The sequence below is a fragment of the Methylobacterium sp. Ger2507 genome (assembly GCF_055231875.1).
In genome coordinates this window covers 392,092-409,948 of the sequence record NZ_JBUYVC010000001.1, presented here as the reverse complement: position 1 = coordinate 409,948, position 17,857 = coordinate 392,092, and the positions used below count along the sequence as shown (strand labels likewise).

The following is a 17,857-nucleotide window of genomic DNA, read 5'->3' as shown; positions in this document are numbered from 1 at the left end:
GCTCTCCATGCCGACCTGCACAAGCGTGACGGCAGCGAGATATCTGCCGTCACGCTCGCGGGACGTTTATTCGACTGATTGGTGTCGTGCCGAGTTTAAACTACAAATGTACCTGCATGTTCCGGAGCGTAGAAAGCAATACCTTCAAATTTGTAGTCATGATTGGTAGCGATCACTTGATCGCGCTCGCCTTCAGAGGCGGTGAAGAAGTGTCCACCAGTCTTCGTGTTGAAAAAGCGGTACACTTCCTCCGTTGCAGCGCCTTGATCGACCGCAAAGTCGTAGAAGCCCACGCCTTCCAGTTTGTAGTCACGGTTGGTGGCGATCACTTCGTCACGCTCGCCCTCCGAAGTCGTGAAGAAGTGACCACCGGTTTTGGTGTTGAAAAAGCGGTATACCTCCTCCGTCGCCGCACCTTGGTCCGTGGCAAATCCACCAAAGCCAATTCCTTCGGGCCGCAGATCAGGACGGGTAGCTAGCACCTGTGCATCTTCCGCGTCAGAGATCGTGAAGAAATGCCCGCCGGTCTTCGTGTTGAAGAAGCGGTGCACACCCTCAGACGTATACGTACCGACTTCGGTGTTGCCCGCATGCCCATTGACGTTGAACGCTGCTGTATCGAACGTCTTATAAAGACCTGTGCTTCCGAAAGACGGCGCACCATTCGTATACGAAGCGCTTGAGCCGCTCACGGTATTACCATTAAAGCTAAAACTATCGACATATAGGTTCCGGTCAGCACCCATACCGTTAGAAATATCATTCAGAAATGTAACCGAAACCTGTTGGGCATTACTGAAGTCGCCCGTAAAACTAAAGTCCTGGTATAATCCTGCTGTATGCGATGATGTAGAAGTAAGCGTATCGCTATATGCCACTCCGTTTATCTTTACAACGAACTCAGCGTCAGCTTTATACTCGAACCGGTCTTCCGAAATGCGGAACGTAAACGTGTCTGCCATGGGGATGCGATCCTTAGTGTTGCTAGGCCGAAGAACCTATCGCTACGGCTCATCGATCCGAAATTTTTACGAGCTTATCAAAGATCCACGGGGGTAAACCGAGTAAAAAATACTTAGGATCGATGTTATCAAATCAAAAATCTTCTTCTAGGCGAGGATTTGCCTGCTCTTTTGTAACAACTTGTTGATCGTCAAGCGCGGGCGCGGAGTATGGGCAATCGGTTTCATTCGGTTATTTGTCGAGAAAGGTGTGTCCCTCGCGCAGCTCTCGCAATGTCTCTCATCGTTGTGCGTAGGCTTGTCCGTCTTGAGCAAGCACGACGTCGTTAATACAAGAATGTTTTCTTATTGCTTCCGGATCAAACCGATTTAGACGGTCCGCGGGTTAATGTCAGAAAACCGACCGTTTTCCCAACGGCTCGCAGGTTTGAGACCGTGCGCGCAACACAGCAGCTCGATTCTGTCGGGAAAGTGTGTCGCGAAATTGATTGCTGAGAAAACGGGTTTTGCAATGCTTTCACTGGCTCCGCAGCAACAGCCGGATCTCCGGTAGGGCGGTCGGTCCTTGGGAGGGATCGTATGCCCTCCCGGCGAACAGGTTCTGCGTCTCTCAGACGTCGACGGCGGGAAAGCGTTTTCTTCGCTCCGTGTTGCGCCGCGATCGTGGATCAATGCCGCTTGGCTGAAAGGGAAATAGCCGCGCAACGCAGCCGCCTCCGAGAGGGTGGTCGATTCCGTGTCGAAGCTTGGTTGCTGTCGCCCGCGAGGCCTCTCTTCCGAAGCTACCGCAGGCTCTTAGAGTCTGACGGCCGGGTGGCCCGAGCCGAGGCTTTGAGCCTTGAGAAAATCGCCCGTCCACCCCCGCCAGCCTCGGACAAGATAGCCGCCCTAATGCTCCGGTCATGAACGATCGGGACCGGAGCCAGCCGTGACGGGCGTCTATCTTTTCGATTTGGCCTCGCAGCAGGCGCGTTACCTCGGGGTGCGGCAGGCGACCATCGCCAGCAACGTCGCCAACGCCAACACGCCCGACTACAAGGCGCGGGACGTGGTGCCGTTCTCCGAGGTGATGGCGCGCACCGCCGCGTCCGGCATGGCCATGACGCAGAGCGCCCACGTCACCACGGGCGAGGGCCGCATCCCGACGAAGCCGGTCGCGGCCGCCGAGGCCTGGGACGCCCTGTCGACGGGCAGCTCCGTCAGCCTGGAGCAGGAGATGCTCAAGGCCGGCGAGGTCAGCGGCCAGCACAACCTCAACATGGGCATCGTGAAGGCCTTCGACCGGATGCTCAAGGCGGCGGTCCGGGGCAGCTGATGATCGACCCGCTCGCCGCCTCCACCCGTCTCGCCACCGCCGGCATGGAGGCGCAGTCCCTGCGCCTGCGCATCGCCGCCGAGAACGTGGCCAACGCTCAGTCCACGGGCGACGCCCCGGGATCAGACCCCTATGCGCGCAAGACCGTGACCTTCCGCTCCGCCCTGGACCGGGCGGCCGGCGGCCCCACGGTCGCCCTGCGCAAGATCGGCACCGACGACGCGCCCTTCCGCATTGAGCGCGACCCCGGCAACCCGGCCGCCGATGCCGAGGGCAACGTCAAGATGCCCAACGTCAACGTCCTGATGGAGATGGCTGACATCCGCGAGGCCAACCGCTCCTTCGAAGCCAACGTGCAGGTGATCAAGCAGGCTCGCGCCATGGTCGCCAGCGTCATCGACCTCCTGAGGACCTGAACCCCCGCGATGATCGAAGCCCTCACCTCGCTCGCCGCCTTCGACCGGGCCGCCGGCCTCACCCGCACCGAGGCCGCGCTGCCCCTGGCGCGGACCAGCTTCCCGGTGATGCCGGCGACCACCCCGGCCGCCCCCGGCACCGATTTCGCCGACGTCATGGCCCAGCTCGCCGGGGGCCTGCGCACCTCGCTGCGCACCGGCGAGGCCACCGCCATCTCGGGCATCCAGGGCAAGGCCTCGACGCAGCAGGTGGTCGAGGCGGTGATGTCGGCCGAGCAGAGCCTGCAGACCGCCATCGCGGTCCGGGACAAGGTGGTCGCCGCCTATCTCGAACTCAGCCGCATGCCCATCTGAGGCTCTGCTGATCTGAAGCTCTCCCGATCTGATCGTTTCAAAACCCTGCCGCACCGACCCGACGGAACCGTGAACCCATGAGAGCGCTCGCCATCGCGGCCACGGGCATGAATGCCCAGCAGATGAACCTCGAGGTCATCGCCAACAACATCGCCAACCTGAACACCACCGGGTTCAAGGGCGCGCGGGCCGAGTTCACCGACCTGCTCTACCAGGCCGAGCGCCAGCAGGGCGTGCCCAACCAGGCCGGCCAGGAGCCGGTGCCGGAGGGCGCCATGCTGGGCCTCGGCGTACGCACCGCCGCCATCCGCAACCTGCACCGGCAGGGGCCGCTCGCCAACACCGCCAACCAGCTCGACCTCGCGGTCAACGGCCGGGGCTACTTCCAGATCACCAACCCCAACGGCGAGATCAACTACACCCGCGCCGGCGCGTTCAACCGCAACAATGCCGGCCAGATCGTGACCCTGGAGGGCTATGCCCTCGACCCGGCGATCCTCATCCCCAACGGGGCGGTCGACGTGGTGATCAACCAGTCGGGCCAGGTCTTCGCCAAGGTCGACGGGCAGGTGCAGCCGCAGAACCTCGGCCAGATCACGCTCGCCAACTTCGCCAACGATGCCGGCCTGGAGCCCCTGGGCAACGGCCTCTACCGCGAGACCGGCGCCTCCGGCGCGCCGGTCACCGGCGTGCCCGGCGATCCGAGCTTCGGCAAGCTGCAGCAGGGCTACCTCGAAAGCTCGAACGTCGATCCCGTCAAGGAGATCACCAACATGATCACGGCCCAGCGCGCCTTCGAAATGAACTCGAAGGTGATCCAGGCCGCCGACGAGATGGCCGGCACGGTCTCCAAGGGCATCCGCTAGGCGCCCTCCGGCGCCTGCACCACCGACCTTCACACCGACGCCGCGGCGTCGGGGGGCTCCGGCCTCCCGGCGCGGCCGGCGGCCGCCCCACCGGGCCAGCTTTCAAGGGCGCGACCACGTCATGGGTTTTCTCAAGCGCACCGGGCGCCGCGCGGCCCTCGCCGCCGGGCTGGGTCTCCTCGCCAGCTCGGCTTCGGCCACGGACCTGATGCTGCCGGTCCCCACGGTGACGATCTATCCCGGCGACACCATCAAGGAGACGATGCTGCGGATGCAGGCCTACCCCGAGAACTTCCGGGCCCGCACCGCCGTGGTCGACGCGCCGCTGGCGATCACCGGCCGCATCGCCAAGCGGATGCTGCTGCCCGGCGAGCCGGTGCCGGTCAACGCCGTCGACGACCCGCGCCTCGTGAGCCGGGGCACGCCGACCCAGATCGTGTTCGAGGAGCACGGCCTGCTCATCACCGCCGTCGGCGCGCCGCTCCAGAACGGCGGCCTCGGCGACGTCATCCGGGTGCGCAACACCGACACCAACCGCATCGTGCTCGGCACCGTGATGGCCGACGGCCGAATCCGGACCGGGGACCGCTGATGCGCCGCGTTCTGGCGCTGATCGCGGCGATGCTCCTGGTCCTGCCCGCGCCCGCCACCGCGGCGGGGACCCGGATCAAGGACATCGCCACCCTGAAGGGCGTGCGCGACAACCAGCTCGTGGGCTACGGCCTCGTCACCGGCCTGCAGGGCACCGGCGACACCCTGCGCAACGCCCAGTTCACCGAGCAGTCGCTGCAATCGATGCTCGACCGCATGGGCATCAACGTGCGCGACGCCCGCCTGCGCACCCGCAACGTCGCCGCCGTGATGGTGACCGCCGACCTGCCGCCCTACACCGGCACCGGCTCGCGCATCGACGTCACCGTGACCTCGCTCGGCGACGCCACCTCGCTCAAGGGCGGCACCCTGCTGATGACGCCCCTGATGGGCGGCGACAGCCTGACCTACGCCGCCGCGCAGGGGCCGCTGGCGGTCTCGGGCTTCAGCGTCGGCGGCCAGGCCGAGACGGTGACGCAGGGCGTGCCGACCGCCGGCCGCATCCCCAACGGCGCCCTGATCGAGCGCGAGGTGCCGGGCACCTTTCGCGATCTGCCCGAACTGGTGTTCGAGCTGAAGAACCCCGATTTCAAGACCGCCACCATGGTGGCCGACGCCATCAACGCCTACGCGCTCGCCCGCTTCCACCGCCGGGTGGCCGCGCCGCGCGACCAGCGCGCCATCGCCCTGCAGCGCCCGAGCAACATCGCCCAGACCCGCTTCGTGGCCGAGATCGGCGACCTCACCGTCAATCCCGACACCCCGGCCCGCGTCGTCGTCGACCAGCGCACCGGCACGGTGGTGATCGGCCGCAACGTCCAGATCTCCACGGTGGCGGTGACCCACGGCAACCTCACCGTGCGGGTCACCGAGGCGCCCGAGGTCTCGCAGCCCGCCCCCTTCTCCAACGGACAGACCGCCGTGGTGCCGCGCACCGAGGTGGCGGTCAACGAGCAGCCGGGCCGGATGGCGATCATCGGCGGCTCGGATCTCCAGACCCTGGTGCGCGGACTCAACAATGTCGGGCTCAAGCCCAGCGACATCATCTCGATCCTCCAGGCGGTGAAGACCTCCGGAGCCCTCCAGGCGGAGCTGGTGGTGCAATGAGCGCCGGCAACACCCTGTCGCCGGTGGGCGAGCCGGCCCGGCTCGTGGTGCCGGCCCGGACCCCGATGGGACCACCCGGCGGATTGGTCCCGATGGCCCTGCGCCTGCTCGTGTGCCTCGGCGCCCTGGCGCTCGCCTCGTTCGGGCTCGGCCCGGCCCGGGCGCTGGAGGGCGCCAAGCCCGCCATCTCGGGCCTGAACCCCGGCCCGTTCAAGCCGGCGCAGCCGAAGCCTTCTGTCGCGATCAAGCCGGTCGAGGCCCGGATCGTCGACACCCGGATCATCGAGACGACCGGGGCGATCGACCCGAAGGCCGAAGGCGCCAAACCCGCCGAGCCGTCGAAGCCCATCGAGTCCGCCCAGGTCGCCGAGGTCAAGGCGCCCGAGGCCGCGCCGGAGCCGGTACGGCCCGCACCCAAGCCGCCGGCCTATTGTGCCAGCATCGCGGATGCCGCCGCCGATGCCCGCTTCGCCTGGCAGAAGGAGCAGCTCGCGGTGCTCGAGAAGCAGGTCGAGGAACGCATCGCCCAGCTCGAGGCCAAGCGCGCCGAGTACGAGGCCTGGCTCACCCGGCGCAACGCCTTCCTGGCCAAGGCCGACGAGGGCGTGGTGGCGATCTACACCAAGATGCGGGCGGATGCCGCCGCGCTCCAGCTCGCCAACATGCCGGACGAGTCGGCCGCCGCGATCCTGACCAAGCTCAACGCCCGCACCGCCAGCGCCATCCTGAGCGAGATGGAGGCGGCCCGTGCCGCGCAGCTGGCCCGCATGATGACCGAGATGGGCAAGAAGGCCCGCGAGAGCGAGAAATCCTGATGTCCCGCAACACCCTTCGGGCCGGTCTGGCCCTGGCGCTCCTGGCGCCGGCTCTCGGCGCCTGCAACACGCCGATGGACCGGATGGGACAGCCGCCGCTGCTGACCCCGATCGGCACCGGCCTGCAGCCGCCGCGCGAGGCGCTGCCCACCACCTACGGCTCCCTCGGGCGGCGCACCTACCACTCGACCTGGGCGCCGGGCAGCGCCGAGATGTTCCAGGATCCCCGCGCCCGCAATGTCGGCGACGTCATCACGGTCTCGATCCTCATCGACGACAAGGCGCAGTTCGGCAATTCGAGCGACCGCTCGCGCAGTCAGAAGTCCGGCCTCGGCTTCGATTTCGGCTACGGCGTCTCGGCCCTCAAGGACACGGCCACCGCCGATACCGGCATCCGCTCCTCGACCGAGACCAAGGGCGCGGGCAACATCGACCGCTCCGAGGTGCTGCGCCTGCAGGTCGCCGCCGTGGTCACCGAGCAGATGCCCAACGGCAACGTGGTCATCAGCGGCTCGCAGGAGGTGCGGGTCAACAACGAGGTCCGCGTGCTCACCGTGGCGGGCATCGTCCGGCCGCGTGACATCTCGCGCAAGAACACCATCGAGTACGACAAGATCGCCGAGGCGCGCATCTCCTACGGTGGCCGCGGCCGCATCACCGACGTGCAGGCGCCGACCTTCGGCCAGCAGGTCTTCGAGACCCTGGCGCCGTTCTGAGGCGCCGTTCGACGAACCGGAAGGCGGGACCCGAGCCATGGCGGCCAAGGCGGACGACAAGACCGACGCGAAGGCGGGGGGCGGCAAGGGCTGGATCGCGGCCCTCGCGCTCACCAGCCTCGTCGCCATCGGCACCGGCGGCGGTCTCGGCATGTACCTCCTCTCCACCGTCGAGAAGGCGGTGGACGTGAAGAAGAAGGACGAGGAGGACAAGGCGGTCAAGGTGTTGAAATACACCGGCGACGTGGCGCTGCGCAGCGTCGGTTCGGTGGTGACGAGCCTCGCCGACACCACGGAGGCCTGGATCCGGCTCGAATCCTCGGTGGTGTTCAAGACCGGCGCCGTGCCGAACCCCGACCTCGCCCTGGCGGAGATCCGCTCCGATATCGTCGCCTATCTGCGCACCGTCACGACCAAGCAGATCGAGGGCCCCAGCGGCCTCCTGCACCTGCGCGAGGACCTCAACGAGCGCGTGGCGCTTCGCACCAAGGGACAGGTGCGCGAACTGATCGTCGAGACGCTGGTGGTGCAGTAGGGCGCCCCATGGCTGCGATATCCTCCATCCCCGGCCGGTGGTCTCTCCCCAGCCGCCACGGCCTTCCCGGAACGCGCGGGTTGCGCGGGTCCCTCTTCTTTCAGGAGAGGGGGGCCCGCGGTGCCTCACGCCCATCCGCGGCTGACCGCCATCATCCGATTTCCGATCGCGGTCCGCTTCTTCGGAGGTGCGGGAATTCAGTCGCCCCCGTCCTGCCGGACGCGCCGAGGCGCAATCCGCGACGCGACCGGTCGGAAGCCCCAAGACTTTTGTCCTCATGAAATCGGTCCGCATGAAACCGCTCATCACGGCAGGCCTCGTCCTCGCTGCCGGCCTCGTCCTGGCCGAGCCGGCACTCGCCCAGTCCGCCACGGGGCTGCCGGCGCTCGATGCGCTGCTCCCGGCCGGCAACGGCGCGGCGAGCGGGCGCATCCTGCAACTCGTGGCCCTGCTCACCGTGCTGTCGCTGGCCCCGGGCCTCCTCGTGATGGTGACGAGCTTCACGCGCTTCGCCATCGCGTTCTCGTTCCTGCGCTCGGGCCTCGGCCTCCAGAGCACGCCGGCCAACATCTTCCTGGTCAGCCTGTCGCTGTTCATGACGTTCTACGTGATGGCGCCGACCTTCGACCGGGCCTGGAACGAGGGCCTGAAGCCGCTCACCGAGAACCGCATCTCCGAGGAGGAGGCGATCCCGAAGCTGGTCGAGCCGTTCCGCGAGTTCATGACCCAGCATGTCCGGCCGAAGGATCTTCAGACCTTCACCGATCTGGCCAGCCGCAACATCCCCCGCGCCGAGGGCGGCGAGAAGGTTGACCTGCGTATCCTGATCCCGGCCTTCATGATCTCGGAACTGCGCCGCGGCTTCGAGATCGGCTTCCTGATCGCGCTGCCGTTCCTCGTCATCGACATGATCGTGTCGACCATCATCATGTCGATGGGCATGATGATGCTGCCGCCGACCGTGATCTCGCTGCCGTTCAAGGTGCTGTTCTTCATCCTGATCGACGGCTGGAACATGCTGGTCGGAGGCCTGGTCCGGTCGTTCTTCTAGGATCTGTCCGGGTCATTCCGAACCAGCCGGACTCTGGTGTCTTTCGTCGTTTGTCGGGTCGGGACATCCGGTTTCCACGAATCCCTGACAAATTCGAGGGCGTGGCTCGCAGCCCCTCGGCCCCGTGGCGGAGGTGGTATCGACCGGCCCTGCCGGCGGCCTCAGAGGATTACGGCAGCCGACGCGCCGCCTTCATCGATGAAGCGTTGACACAGCACCGCCAGAAGCCAGACCGCGTGTTTCAGGTCTCGGATTCCGGCTCGTAGCGCCTTTGCCGGCGCAAGGCGCGTGCGACGGACCTGCTGGGCCAGCCACTGGGTGTGCACCAGGCGGATCTGCACCGGCATGCGCCGCAGGCCCAGGCGCTGCGCGATGGCGGTTCGATGGTGCCCTCCGACGATGCGGACGAGTTCGCCATCGGCCGCGATGGCGACGCTGACCTCGCGTTCCTTCAGCTCGGCCCGGCCGCTCCGTACGCTGGTGCTGGCGAAGGCGCCGGCGATCTCACGCGACACGTGCTGGCGTGGCAGAAATCCGTGCTGCTCGATGCTCTGTCGCAGAGTCCGGTAATGTTGGAAATAATCCCGGATCAGTTCCGGCGTCGCGAGACGGACGCCATTGTGGATCTGGGGGCGCCCGAGCGCCGCGACCGCGAGAAGCTGCTGGTACGCGACCGTCTGATGCAGGCGGTCTTCCGGCTGAAAGATCGCCTCCATCTCCAGGTGGACTTCGGAGGGTTCCAGAGGCACGAGGGCCGAGGTCCACTCGGCTCCGTCGAGGAACCAGTGCGACAGGCGAACGTGGTCGCGACCGTCCGAGACAACGTCGATCAGGCGACGCTTGAGCCGGGCCGGATCGATCTCGGCGATCAGATCCTCGCCGAAGCCGCGCTCGATGTACTCGAAGCGGGCCGCCCGGACGCTTCGCCGTTCCGAGACGCGGCGGAATACGGTGTCAAACCAGCGATCCGCCAGCAGACCGGGTCGGATCAGCGGGGAAACCAGCTGCGCGGCCTGACGGGCCGGGGGCATCGCCGGCGTGGCCGCCGCCTGCGCGTGACTGGGGGCGCCGACATAGACGGCAGGTGCTGGACGAGGTCTCGATCTGCCAGGGATCGTTTCTGTCTCGACACATCCGAGATCGCGCAGAGCCGGCTTGATCATCTTGCCTATACCTGACGAAAGCGGCGGGCGCCGAATATCGATGGCGCACATCCCGCTGAACGTCGGCTGTATTCAGACCATATTGTGAGAAAATCTCAGCCTATGATTTGGTTTATGCCGACCAATGATATGCAAAGCCCCCTCTTTGCACATGAAATCATGCGTTTTCAAATCGTATTCCAGTCGTCAAAGTTCGGTTCTGATCGCCACATAACCTTGCGATTTGTGTCGGCGATGCAGAGGTTAGCCGGGCATGGAGTCGGATGTCTATGACAAAGATATCGATGACCTGACGGGGATGAAGCGCAGCGCCGTCGATGTGCGTGAGCGCACCGCATTCCGGACCGATGGCCGGTCCGGGTCGGGTTCGGACGGTCCCGATGGCGCTGCGACGCGATCTCCGCGACGCAATCTCCGCGCAAGGCTGGCGAGCGACAGGACGCTATCGGATCGCGGATCCGAAGCGGAGCAGCCCACCGAATGTCCGGTCTTCAGCACGCCGAACGGCTCTGGAACAACATCCTCGCGCTCGGCGGACGGCGCATCGCCGCCCTGTCGCTGATCGGCGTGGTGGTGTTCCTCGCCGTCGGCCTCGGCGCCTATTACCTGAGCCGCCCGGCCCAGGAGCCGCTCTATACGGGCCTCAGCCGCGAGGATGTCGGCCGCATCGGCAGCGTCCTGAAAGACGCCAACATTCCCTTCGACGTCAGCGCCGACGGCGCCGCGGTGCTCGTCGCCTACGGGCACACCGCCCAGGCCCGCATGCTGCTGGCCGAGAAGGGCCTGCCGCAGAGCGCCAAATCCGGCTACGAGCTGTTCAACGATCTCGGCTCCCTTGGCATGACCTCGTTCATGCAGGAGGTGACCCGGGTGCGCGCCCTCGAGGGCGAGATCGCCCGCACCATCCAGGGCATGAAGGGCGTGAAGGCCGCCCGCGTCCATATCGTGCTGCCCGACCGGGGCTCGTTCCGCCGCGACCAGCAGCCCCCCTCGGCCTCCGTCGTGGTGCGCACCGAACCGGCCGACGACGTCAGCGGCGCCCAGTCGATCCGCCACCTCGTCGCCTCCGCGGTGCCCGGCATGAAGCCCGACCGCGTCACCGTGATCGGCTCGGACGGATCGCTGCTGCTCTCGGGCGACGACGCCAACGCCGTCCCCACCGGCAAGATGGCGACCCTGGAGAAAACCATCGGTCACGAGGTGCAGGACAATATCCGCCGGACGCTGACCCCCTATCTCGGTGTCGGTAACTTCGAGGTCAGCGTCGCGGCGCGCCTGAACACCGACAAGACGGTGCAGAACGAGACTATCTTCAACCCCGACCAGCGCGTCGAGCGCTCCACCCGCGCCGTGCGCGAGACCGAGAACTCGCAGAACCGCAACGCCGCGCAGCGCCCGACCACCGCGCAGGCGAACCTGCCGGACCAGCGCGCCCGCTCGGACGGCAACGACTCGGCCAGCAACGAGACCCAGAAGCGCGAGGACCTCACCAACTACGAGATCTCCTCGAAGACGATCCAGACGGTGAGCGACGGCTACAACATCAAGCACATCTCGGTGGCGGTGCTGGTCAACCGCGCCCGCCTCACGGCACTGGCCGGGCCGGATGCCAGCAAGGCCGCCATCGACGCCCAGGTCGCCGAGATCGAGCAGCTCGTCGGCTCGGCCGCCGGCTTCAACAAGGAGCGCGGCGACAACGTGAAGGTCGCGGCCGTCGGCTTCGTCAATGACGGGCAGCCGCTGGAGCCGGTGGCGCCCCTGAGCCTCACCGACGTGCTGATGCGCCAGTCGGCGACCCTGATCAACGCCGGCACCATCCTGCTCGTGGCCGGCCTGCTGATCTGGTTCGGGCTGCGCCCGGCCATGCGGGCGATCCTGGAGATCCCCGCCGCACAGCAGGAGGAGGCGCGGGCGCTCGCCGCCGCCGCCGAGATCCAGGCCCTGGCGGATGCCGCGCCGAACGCCGCGCTGGCGGGACCCGGCGCCCAGCCGGCCACGGGTTCGGCCGCCGTGGCGAGCCTCGCGGCTCCCGCCTCGAACCCGGTCGGCGCCATGATCGAAGACCTCGCCGACAAGCTGAACCGCTCGCCGCAGAAGAGACTCGAGCAGATGATCGAAGCCGACGAGGCCCAGGCCGCCGAGATCCTGAAGCGCTGGCTCCTGCGTGAGGCCGCGTGATGGCCGCCGCGATCGCCCGCTTCCTGCCCGACTTCTCCGACGCCGTGGCGCCGGCGCGCACCGCCCCGGCGGCCCGGCCGCCCGCCGCCCCGGCACCCCGGCCCGTCGACGGCCTCGCGGCTCTGCTGCGCAAGCCGGCGGCCCCGCCCGAGGACCGCGAGACGCTGCTGCGCGACGCCGAGGCCAGGGGCCTGGCGCGCGGGCGCGACCTCGGCCGGGCCGAGGCGGCGGCCGAGACCGCCTCGGTCCTCGCCTGCCTGCAGGCCGATTACGACGCCCGCCTCGTCGAGATGCGCCAGGCTTGGTGCGCCGACGAGGGCGACCGCCTCGCGGCCGGCTTCGCCGAGGCGCTCCAGGCGCTCGGGGCCGGTCTGACCGACCGCGTCGGCCATCTGCTGGTGCCGGTGCTGACCGAGGCGCTGCGGCGCCAGGCCGTCGACGAACTCGCCCGGAGCCTCGCCCGCATCCTCGGCGACGTGCGCGCGCCCGTCCGGGTGAGCGGCCCGGCCGACCTCCTCGAGGCGGTGGCGGGCAAGCTCGGCCCCTTCGAGGCCTCCGTCGCCTTCGTGCCGTCGGATGCCGCCGACGTGTCGGTTCAGGCCGACCAGACCGTGATCGAGACCCAGCTCGGCGCCTGGGGCCGCCTCATGACCGCCGCGGTCGGGGGAGCCTGACGCCATGGCGGACGACAAGCTCCAGGAGATCATCATCATCCGGCGCCGGGGCGGCGAGGAAGAGGGCCATCACGGCGGCGCCTGGAAGATCGCGCTGGCCGACTTCATGACCGCCATGATGGCGCTGTTCCTGGTGCTCTGGCTGATCGGCTCCACCACCAAGGAGACGAAATCCGCCATCGCCGAATACTTCAACCCGGTGAAGCTCGCCGATTCCAGCTTCGACCGCCGCGGCCTGCGCGATCCCCAGAACAAGCCCGGAGAGCCGACCCCCGAGGAGGGCAAGCCGGACGGGGGCACGGGCGAGGGCAGCACGGAGGGCAAGACCGGGGGCAAAAGTGATGGGAAGAGCGACGGCAAGGGCGCTTCCGCCGCGCCGGGCACCCGGGCGCGCGAGGCGGCTCTGTTCCAGGACCCCTACGCGGTGCTGGCCAAGCTCGCCGCCGAGATCGAGCCCGGCCCCGAGACCGCCTCCGCCGACGCGGTCGCCACCGAGACCGGCGAGCCCGGGATCAAGGGCGGCGAGGCCGCGCGCGATCCGTTCGACCCGCTCTACTGGCAGGTCGCGCCGCTGGCCAAGACCCGGACCGAGCAGGCCGGCTCCACCGCGACGGTGACGCCCCTGCGCCAGGACAGTCTGCCCGACGCCCGCGGGGCGGCCCCCGGCCCGAAGCCGGCGCCGATCCGGGTCGCGTCGGCCCTGCCCGGCGAGACGGATTCCAAGGTCCTGGCGATGCTGGGCAAACCCGATCCGGTCGCGGGTCCGAAGGACGGCAAGGCCGTGCCGGATTCCAAGCCCTCGTCGGAGTCCAAAGCCTCCGAAGCGAAGGCGTCCGAAGCGAAGGTGGCTGCGGAAGCGGCGGAGAAGATTCTTCGGGATGCCAAGCAGGCGGCCGACGCGGCCGAGACCGCCGCGATGGCCGAGATCAAGGCGGAGATCGCCAAGGTCCTGCCGTCGCAAGGGGGCGCTCCGGCACCCCGGACAGAGGTTCGGCGGACCGGCGAGGGCATCCTCATCAGCCTCACCGACGAGGTCAATTTCAGCATGTTCAGCGTCGGGTCGGCCGAGCCGCAGGCCAAGGTGGTGCGCGCCCTGGAGCAGGTCGCCCGCATCCTCAAGGACCGTCCCGGGCGGATCATCGTGCGCGGCCACACCGATGCGCGGCCGTTCCGCTCGGAGGTCTACGACAACTGGCGCCTGTCCTCGGCCCGCGCCCAGATGGCCTCCTACATGCTGGTGCGCGGCGGCGTCGCCGATGCCCGCCTCGAGCGCATCGAGGGCTATGCCGACCGGCAGCCGCGCAACGGCGCCGACCCGAAGGCCGCCGAGAACCGGCGCATCGAGATCCTGCTGCGGGCGCGCCCCGAATGAGGGCGGGCGCCGGATTGCGCCGGGCGTGGCTCGCCGGCGGCCTTTTCGTCGCCGGTGCGATGCTCGCCGCACCGGCCGGAGCGGCCGATGCTCATGGAAGTTCCCCGGCGGGTGGCCACGGCAGTTCCCCTGCGGGGGGAGCGACAAACGCCCCGGCAAGCTCTCCTATCGGCGATCACGGAAGTGGCGCCGCCGCGGCCGCGCCGATCGAGCCGCTGCCGGTCAAGCCGCGCCCGGTCCCGGTCGAACTCGTTCGGACCCTGCAATTGCTGCAGGACCGCATCGCCCAGGGCTCGGCCCAGGCGCATCAGGGCCAGCGCGCCCTTCTGGCGCTGGCGGAATCGCGCATGCTCGCCCTCGAACCCGAGGTCTGGACCGACTCCGCCGCCCTGAATGCGGCCGTCAGCTTCGCTCTGGGCGGCGGTGGGCCGACGGTGCTGCGCCACCTCGTCGCCTCGGGCAAGCTGCCGGAGGCCGAAACGCCCCTGGTCCTCGGGGCGCTCGCCTATCTGGAGGGGCGCGAGAAGGAGGCCCGGGCCCTGCTGGTCAAGATCGACCCGCAATCGGTGCCGGTCAGCCTCGGCGGCCAGCTCGCCCTGGCCCAATCGGCGCTCGTCGTGCGCGATGATCCGACCCAATCGGTCCGCCTGCTCGACCTGGCGCGTCTGCTGGCGCCCGGTACGCTGGTGGAGGAGGGGGCCCTGCGCCGCGAGATCTTCGTCCTCGCCCAGGCCAACGACCTGTCCAAGTTCGAGACCCTGGCGATCCAGTATCTGCGCCGCTTCCGCCACTCGGTCTATGCCGGCAATTTCCGCCAGCGCTTCGCCGCCGCGCTCACACGGCTCGATTTCACCGGGGACGACACCCGGTTCGGGCGCCTCCAGGCCATGCTCGACGAGATCGAGGTCGAGGGACGGCGCGAACTCTACCTCCTCGTCGCCCGCGCGGCCCTCGACCAGGGCAAGGGCGGGACGGCGGTCTTCGCCGCCGAGCGCGGCGTCACCCTGACCGAGCCCGGCTCGGTCGATGCCATGCGAGCGCGCCTCTACCGGGCGGCGGCCCTCGTCGTGGTGGACGGACGCTTCGAGGAATCGATCGAGACTCTGCGGATGACCGATCGCACCCTGCTGGAGCCCGCCGACCGCGACCTGCTCGATGCGGCCCTGTCGACCGCGCGCGGGATCCGGGCGAATGTCGTTGCCCCAGCCCTTGCCCCAGCCCTTGCCCCAGCCCTTGCCCCGGCCCCGGCCCCGGCCCCAGCGCCGGCCCCGGCGCCGATTCCGGCCGCAGCGGAGCCGACGGGCGCCCGGGTTCTGCCCGTCGCCCCCGCCATCGCGCGGGCGCAGGGCGCGCTCGGGCGCGTCGACGAGATCATGCGGAGGAGTGAGCGATGAACGCGCTCGGTGCCACTTATCCCGGTTCCCGATCCCTCACCGATCCGGCGGGGTCCCGCTCAACCGGATACGAGACGCCGGAGCCCGGCGCCGACGCCTTCGGGACCGTGCTCGGAGCCCTGCACGGTGCGCGAGCCCCGGGCGACACCGTTCCGCCGAAGGCCGAGCGCGGGAAGCGCGGGGAGGACGCCGCCGGCATCGACGACAAGACAGCGTCGCGAGACGGCGAGACGGCATCGCGGGAGGACAAGACGGCGGAGGCGGAGGGCCATCCGGCGTCCGCCGACGCACAGGCGCCGTCACCCGGCGAGGGCTCCGGCCCGATGGCCCTCCTCGCCCTCCTGATGCCGTCCGGCGGGACGCCGGCACCGAGACCGCACGACCTGCCTCAAGAAACGCTGGAAACGCTGGTGGCCCGCGCCCTGCCGGGCCAGGGCGTTGCCTCGGTGGCCGTGCAGGTTGACGGCGTGGCTCTGGCGGCCGGGTCGGAAGCCAGCCTCGCCATCGGGGCACCGGGGATGGAGGCCGCGGCCGGAACGGCCGAGGCGCGCACCCGCGTCACGGTACTCCAGCGCGAAACCCACTTCGCCCCGGTTCGCCCGAACCTCCTGCCCGGCACCTCTCCATCGGGAGCCGAGACGGGCAGCCAGGCGATCATCGCCGGAACCCCGGCCTTCGGCCCGCCCGATGCGGCATCTCTGGCGCATGAGGCCGCCGGTCTGCTCGATGCCGCGGCGATGCCCGCATCCCCGTCCGTGTCACCTCCGGGCGGTGCGCCGGTCGCGGCTGCGGCTCATTCGGGCTCGGCAAGCCCGGTTCAGGACCCGGACCGAGCGATGGCCGCAGCCCTGGCCGATCCGGCGCGGCTGGCGGCGGCGCGCGCGCAGAGTGCCGGCGCGAACGGGTCTCCGCTCCCGGGCGCGCCCTCCGGCCCCCCGGCCGGGCTCGGGGCCGCATCCCCGGATGCCGAGGCGCGGGCGGATGCCCAATCCGGCCCCGGCGAAACTCGGGGAGCCGGCGCGGCCGCGCGGACGCCGGATCTCGGCGTCGCCTCCGCGCTGCGCGGTCCGCTGCCGTCCAGCGGTGGGCCGGTCCAGTCCGCCGGCCTCGCCCGGACGATGGCGGATGCTGGGTGGCGGATCGCGCCGGCGGTCGCCTCTGGGGCTGGCGAAGCCGCCATCCCGTCCGTGCCCAGCCCGGCTCCCTCCCTGCCGGGGATCGCCGATCCCGGCCTTCTAACCGGGGCCTTGCCCGGCCCCGCGGCCGCCCCCGCGCAGCAGGTCGCTGCCGCCGTCGTGGCGGCGCTTCCACCCGGCCCGCCTGTGCTTCCCGGCGCAGCCCAGGGGGAGGGGCCTTTGAGGCTCCTGACGCTGCAACTGCACCCGGCGGATCTCGGCACCGTCCTGGTGCGGATGCGCCTGCGCGACGGTCAGCTCGCGCTGAGCCTGCAGGCTGGTCGTGAGGACACGGCGCGTCTCCTGCGCGAGGGCGGTGCGGTCCTGAACGACCTCCTGCGTCAGGCCGGATATCGTTCCGAGGCCGTGACGGTCACCATCCTGCCGGCCAGCCCGCAGGGCGACGGGTCGGCCAATCCAGGCTCGCAACAGGGACAGGGCGCACAAGGCTTCCCGGCGCAGGGCGAGTCCGGCGCGAACCACGGCCGTGCGACGCCCGACCAGTCGGGCCGGCGTGCCCCGGACGAGTCCGGTGCGGCCTCCCACGATTCCCGAGAGCGGATGCATGAGAGCGTTTCGAGCAGCCCTGATCGCAGCGGCGTTTACCTCTAGCCTTCCGGGCGCGGCGGTCGCCAACAGCGCGCCGCCGGCGCCGGCCAAGGCCGCCGCGCTGCCCGCCTCGGCCAATATCTGCGAGCGCGAGATGGCGGGCGCCTCGGCCCGGCACGGGGTACCGCTCGGCGTGCTCTACGCGGTGGGCCTGACCGAGAGCGGCAGGCGCGGCTCGCTACAGCCCTACGCCATGAACATCCAGGGGCGGGCCTATTTCGGGACCAGCGCCGCCGACGTGATGAGCCAGCTCGCCCAGGCCCGGGCCGGCGGGATCAAGCTCGTCGATCTCGGCTGCATGCAGATCAACCATCACTACCACCGCGAAAAATTCGCGAGCCTGGAGGCGATGATCGATCCGCGCCAGAACGTCGAGTACGCCACCCTGTTCCTGAAGCAGTTGAAGGCGCGCGAGGGCAGCTGGACCCTGGCGGTGGCGCGCTACCATGCCGGGCCGAACAACAACCCGGCGCAGAAGCAGTATGTCTGCCGGGTCATCACCAACATGGTCGCCACCGGCTTCGGAGCCTGGACCCCGGGGGCGCGCAGCTTCTGCCAGTGAGG

General features: G+C 69.0%; 17 protein-coding genes and 1 pseudogene. 16 read left to right on the top strand and 2 right to left on the bottom strand.

The annotated features are described in order from the left end of the window. Positions 1–95: 95 nt before the first annotated feature. On the bottom strand, positions 96–962 hold the full coding sequence (locus ACV7NL_RS01930; RefSeq protein ID WP_082507756.1) for a carbohydrate-binding domain-containing protein: 867 nt from the start codon (positions 960–962) through the stop codon (positions 96–98). A 928-nt stretch (positions 963–1,890) separates the two neighbouring features. On the opposite strand from ACV7NL_RS01930, the gene flgB reads away from it, so the two are divergent. From flgB to fliP, 10 genes and pseudogenes are all read left to right on the top strand, one after another. After that, positions 1,891–2,277 (top strand): flagellar basal body rod protein FlgB, encoded by a 387-nt coding sequence (gene flgB, locus ACV7NL_RS01925; protein WP_056181401.1) that lies wholly within the window; start codon positions 1,891–1,893, stop codon positions 2,275–2,277. Then, positions 2,277–2,693 carry a flagellar basal body rod protein FlgC gene (gene flgC / locus ACV7NL_RS01920; protein WP_463354774.1) on the top strand — a complete coding sequence of 139 codons (417 nt, stop codon included), beginning with the start codon at positions 2,277–2,279 and terminating at the stop codon, positions 2,691–2,693. The genes flgB and flgC overlap by 1 nt, the downstream gene beginning before the upstream one ends. 9 nt (positions 2,694–2,702) lie before the next feature. Then, entirely contained in the window at positions 2,703–3,047 is a 345-nt protein-coding gene (locus ACV7NL_RS01915; RefSeq protein WP_056484898.1) for a flagellar hook-basal body complex protein FliE, read from the top strand. Between the two features lie 77 nt (positions 3,048–3,124). Continuing rightward, a complete protein-coding gene (gene flgG / locus ACV7NL_RS01910; protein ID WP_247634833.1) occupies positions 3,125–3,913 on the top strand; it encodes a flagellar basal-body rod protein FlgG in 789 nt (262 codons plus the stop codon). 121 nt (positions 3,914–4,034) lie between these two features. Next, positions 4,035–4,505: a flagellar basal body P-ring formation chaperone FlgA gene (gene flgA / locus ACV7NL_RS01905; RefSeq protein ID WP_463354773.1), complete on the top strand. Its 471-nt coding sequence runs from the start codon at positions 4,035–4,037 to the stop codon at positions 4,503–4,505. Further along, on the top strand, positions 4,505–5,611 hold the full coding sequence (gene flgI / locus ACV7NL_RS01900; protein WP_056484894.1) for a flagellar basal body P-ring protein FlgI: 1,107 nt from the start codon (positions 4,505–4,507) through the stop codon (positions 5,609–5,611). The genes flgA and flgI overlap by 1 nt, the downstream gene beginning before the upstream one ends. A 422-nt stretch (positions 5,612–6,033) precedes the next feature. Beyond that, positions 6,034–6,426 (top strand): annotated as a pseudogene (locus ACV7NL_RS01895) (MotE family protein); the annotation flags it as partial. Then, complete coding sequence (gene flgH / locus ACV7NL_RS01890) at positions 6,426–7,142, top strand: flagellar basal body L-ring protein FlgH (protein WP_056181384.1); 717 nt, start codon at positions 6,426–6,428, stop codon at positions 7,140–7,142. The pseudogene ACV7NL_RS01895 and the gene flgH, both read left to right, overlap by 1 nt. Before the next feature lie 37 nt (positions 7,143–7,179). Beyond that, the gene (locus ACV7NL_RS01885) at positions 7,180–7,677 is read left to right on the top strand and encodes a flagellar basal body-associated FliL family protein (RefSeq protein ID WP_056181381.1); all 498 of its coding nucleotides are present in this window, start codon (positions 7,180–7,182) and stop codon (positions 7,675–7,677) included. A 277-nt stretch (positions 7,678–7,954) separates the two neighbouring features. Continuing rightward, the gene (fliP, locus tag ACV7NL_RS01880; protein WP_056484891.1) at positions 7,955–8,728 is read left to right on the top strand and encodes a flagellar type III secretion system pore protein FliP; all 774 of its coding nucleotides are present in this window, start codon (positions 7,955–7,957) and stop codon (positions 8,726–8,728) included. 161 nt (positions 8,729–8,889) lie between these two features. Here the strand turns inward: fliP and ACV7NL_RS01875 are convergent, their stop codons facing one another. After that, entirely contained in the window at positions 8,890–9,759 is an 870-nt protein-coding gene (locus ACV7NL_RS01875) for a ParB N-terminal domain-containing protein (RefSeq protein WP_056484889.1), read from the bottom strand. A gap of 612 nt (positions 9,760–10,371) precedes the next feature. On the opposite strand from ACV7NL_RS01875, the gene fliF reads away from it, so the two are divergent. The 6 genes from fliF to ACV7NL_RS01845 are packed head-to-tail and all read left to right on the top strand — an operon-like array spanning position 10,372 to position 17,855. Beyond that, positions 10,372–12,069 (top strand): flagellar basal-body MS-ring/collar protein FliF, encoded by a 1,698-nt coding sequence (gene fliF, locus ACV7NL_RS01870; protein ID WP_056484887.1) that lies wholly within the window; start codon positions 10,372–10,374, stop codon positions 12,067–12,069. Further along, positions 12,069–12,743 (top strand): hypothetical protein, encoded by a 675-nt coding sequence (locus tag ACV7NL_RS01865; RefSeq protein WP_463354772.1) that lies wholly within the window; start codon positions 12,069–12,071, stop codon positions 12,741–12,743. The genes fliF and ACV7NL_RS01865 overlap by 1 nt, the downstream gene beginning before the upstream one ends. Before the next feature lie 4 nt (positions 12,744–12,747). Beyond that, positions 12,748–14,115, top strand: coding sequence for a MotB family protein (locus tag ACV7NL_RS01860; protein ID WP_463354771.1), 1,368 nt, complete (start codon positions 12,748–12,750; stop codon positions 14,113–14,115). Beyond that, on the top strand, positions 14,112–15,509 hold the full coding sequence (locus ACV7NL_RS01855; RefSeq protein WP_463354770.1) for a chemotaxis protein MotC: 1,398 nt from the start codon (positions 14,112–14,114) through the stop codon (positions 15,507–15,509). The genes ACV7NL_RS01860 and ACV7NL_RS01855 overlap by 4 nt, the downstream gene beginning before the upstream one ends. Continuing rightward, complete coding sequence (locus ACV7NL_RS01850) at positions 15,506–17,296, top strand: flagellar hook-length control protein FliK (RefSeq protein WP_463354769.1); 1,791 nt, start codon at positions 15,506–15,508, stop codon at positions 17,294–17,296. The genes ACV7NL_RS01855 and ACV7NL_RS01850 overlap by 4 nt, the downstream gene beginning before the upstream one ends. Next, entirely contained in the window at positions 17,250–17,855 is a 606-nt protein-coding gene (locus tag ACV7NL_RS01845) for a transglycosylase SLT domain-containing protein (RefSeq protein ID WP_082507755.1), read from the top strand. Before ACV7NL_RS01850 ends, ACV7NL_RS01845 begins: the two co-directional genes overlap by 47 nt. Positions 17,856–17,857: the final 2 nt, after the last annotated feature.